At 67.5% G+C, this 3,035-nt stretch carries 2 protein-coding genes; one reads left to right on the top strand and one right to left on the bottom strand.

All coding sequences use genetic code 11. The features are described 5' to 3' along the window. Positions 1-13 precede the first annotated feature (13 nt). Positions 14-1,627: an alpha-glucosidase family protein gene (locus ACXJKH_RS17735; protein ID WP_457321305.1), complete on the bottom strand. Its 1,614-nt coding sequence runs from the start codon at positions 1,625-1,627 to the stop codon at positions 14-16. A 203-nt stretch (positions 1,628-1,830) separates the two neighbouring features. Between ACXJKH_RS17735 and ACXJKH_RS17730 the strand changes: the two genes are divergently transcribed. Next, entirely contained in the window at positions 1,831-2,829 is a 999-nt protein-coding gene (locus ACXJKH_RS17730) for a polyprenyl synthetase family protein (RefSeq protein ID WP_457321303.1), read from the top strand. Positions 2,830-3,035: the final 206 nt, after the last annotated feature.

Below are 3,035 nucleotides of genomic sequence, written 5' to 3'. Positions count from 1 at the left end.
CTACCGGAAAAGCTCAGCCCTGGCGCGCGCAGTACATCGCCTGCGGCGGCAGCACCACTTCGTTGCCTTCCACATGGCCGGCATCGGGCCCCGGCACCGACAGCGTCTGCCACGGCCCCACCGGCAACGCCACGCGCACCGGCTCGGCAGACAGGTTGAAGGCCAGCAGCACGGTGTCGCCCGCATGGCGTCGCTCGAACATCAGCACCGGCTCGGCCGTCTCCAGGAACACGATGTCGCCCACCAGCAGCGCCGGCATGGTGTGGCGCCAGGCCAGGAACTGGCGGAAGGCGTTGAGCACCGAATGCGGGTCCTGTTCCTGTACCGCCACCGACGCGGCACGGTGTTCGGCCGGAATCGGCAGCCACGGCTCGCCACTGGTGAACCCGGCCAGCGCCGCATCGGTCCACGGCATCGGCGTGCGGCAGCCGTCGCGGCCCTTGAAGTTCGGCCAGAAGGTAATGCCGTAGGGGTCCTGCAGTGCTTCGAACGGCACGTCGGCTTCGCCCAGGCCCAGTTCTTCGCCCTGGTACAGACAGATCGACCCACGCAGCGAACACAGCAGCGCCACCAACAGGCGTGCCAGCCGCGGCTGCGCCGGGTGCCCGCCCCAGCGGGTTACCGCGCGCTCCACATCATGGTTGGAGATCGCCCAGCACGGCCAACCTTCGGTCATCGTCGCTTCCAGCCGCGACACCGTGTCACGGATGTAGCCGGCGCTGAAATCCTTCACCAGCAGCTCGAAGCTGTAGCCCATGTGCAGTCGGCCCGGCGCGGTGTACTCGGCGGTAGTGGCCAGCGAATCCTCGGCCGAAATCTCGCCCAGGCTCACCGTCCCCGGGTACTCGTCCAGCAGCCCACGCAGGCGCTCGATGAAGCCGATGTTCTCCGGCTGGGTGTTGTTGTAGTAGTGGTACTGGTAGGCGTACGGATTGTCCGCGCTGAACCCTCGGCCCACGCGCTTGTCCGCCGGTTTGKCCGGGTTGTCGCGCAGTTGCGCGTCGTGGAAGCAGAAGTTGATCGAATCCAGGCGGAACCCGTCCACGCCCCTGTCCAACCAGAAGCGCACGTAATCCAGCGTCGCCTGCTGCACCGCCGGATTATGGAAATCCAGGTCCGGCTGGTCCGCGAGGAAATTGTGCAGGAAGTACTGCTCGCGCCGCGGCTCCCACTGCCACGCCACGCCGCCGAAGATCGACATCCAGTTGTTGGGCGGCGTGCCGTCCTCGCGCGGGTCGGCCCACACGTACCAGTCTGCCTTGGGGTTGGTGCGGTCCTGGCGGCTCTCGCGGAACCAGTCGTGGTCGATCGAGGTGTGGCTGAAGACCTGGTCGATCATCAACTTCAGGCCCAGCGCATGCGCCTTGGCCAGCAACCGGTCGAAATCGGCCAGCGTGCCGAACAGCGGATCCACATCGCGGTGGTCGGCGATGTCATAGCCGAAATCGGCCATGGGCGATTTGAAGAAGGGCGAAATCCAGATCGCGTCCACGCCCAGCGCCGCCACGTAGTCCAGGCGTTCGATGATGCCCGGCAGGTCGCCTACCCCGTCGCCGTTGGCGTCGAGGAAACTGCGCGGGTAGATCTGGTAGATGACGGCGCCACGCCACCATGGAGTCTGCGACATTGAGGGCCCCCCTCCGGGCTTCCACGGCACCCGCATCGGGGTGCCATAACGTAGCGACAAGCTTATCCGTGCGTCTCCGGCGATGGCGCCACCTGCATACGTATTCACGCCCCCCGGCCGGCCCGGACCGCCCCGGATGGCCTTCGCGGGCGGAAAACGACCGCACCGCCTATAATTCAGGTCAAGCCTGAAAGTCAGACCGCATGACCATCACCGAAGACACCCGCTCCGCGCTGGGCCTGCCCCAGATCCAGACGCTCGCCGCGCCCGACATGGCCGCCGTCGATGCGCTGATTCGCCACCGACTGTCCTCGGATGTCGTGCTGATCAACCAGATCGCCGACCACATCATTTCCGCCGGCGGCAAGCGCCTGCGGCCGATGCTGGTCATGCTGGCCGGCCATGCGGTCGGCCAGGCCGGCCCCGAGCACCACCAGCTGGCGGCGATCATCGAGTTCATCCACACCTCGACCCTGCTGCATGACGACGTGGTGGACGAATCCAGYCTGCGACGCGGCCGCAGCACCGCCAATGCATTGTGGGGCAACGCCCCCAGCGTGCTGGTCGGTGACTTCCTGTACTCGCGCAGCTTCCAGCTGATGGTCGAGCTGGACCGCATGCCGGTCATGCGCATCTTGGCCGACACCACCAACCGCATCGCCGAAGGCGAAGTGCTGCAGCTGCTGCACGTCCATAACCCGGACACCGACGAGGCCGCCTACCTGCGCGTGATCGAGCGCAAGACCGCCGTGCTGTTCGCCGCCGGCACCCGCCTGGGCGCGCTGGCCAGTGGCGTGGACGAGGCCACCCAGCAGGCGCTGTACGACTACGGCATGGCGCTGGGCTATGCCTTCCAGATCGCCGACGACGTGCTGGATTACTCGGCCAACGCCGAGGAACTGGGCAAGAACCTGGGCGACGACCTGGCCGAAGGCAAGGCCACCCTGCCGCTGATCCACGCGATGGCGCATACCGATGCCACCACCCGGGAGCGCCTGCGCGAGATCGTGCAGAACGGCGACGCCGAGGCGATGCCGGAAGTGCTGGCGGCCATCCACGCCACCGGCGGCCTGGAATACAGCCGCGCCCGCGCGGTCGAATACGCCGATGCCGCCGAGCGTGCGCTCGGCGGCCTGGCCGACAACGATGCCGTCGCCGCCCTGCGCGGCCTGGCCCGTTATGCGGTACAGCGCTCGCATTGACGTAGGACGTGCCGGCCGACGGTCGGCTGCCCTTCCTCCCGGCGCCGCGATGCCTGATGGATGCACCACGCTCCGCGCGKTGCAGCCGACCRACGGTCGGCTCTACCGGAGCGTTCGTACGGGCCGACCGMCGGGGCRAYGTGRTCCCTGWCACGTAGAGCCGACCGTTGGTCGGCTGCTCTTCSYSYCCGCACCACGATCACCGA

It is taken from the genome of Stenotrophomonas sp. P5_B8, from assembly GCF_054049855.1.
The sequence above is the reverse complement of the archived record's forward strand: the minus strand, read 5'-3'. Positions and strand labels throughout refer to the sequence as shown.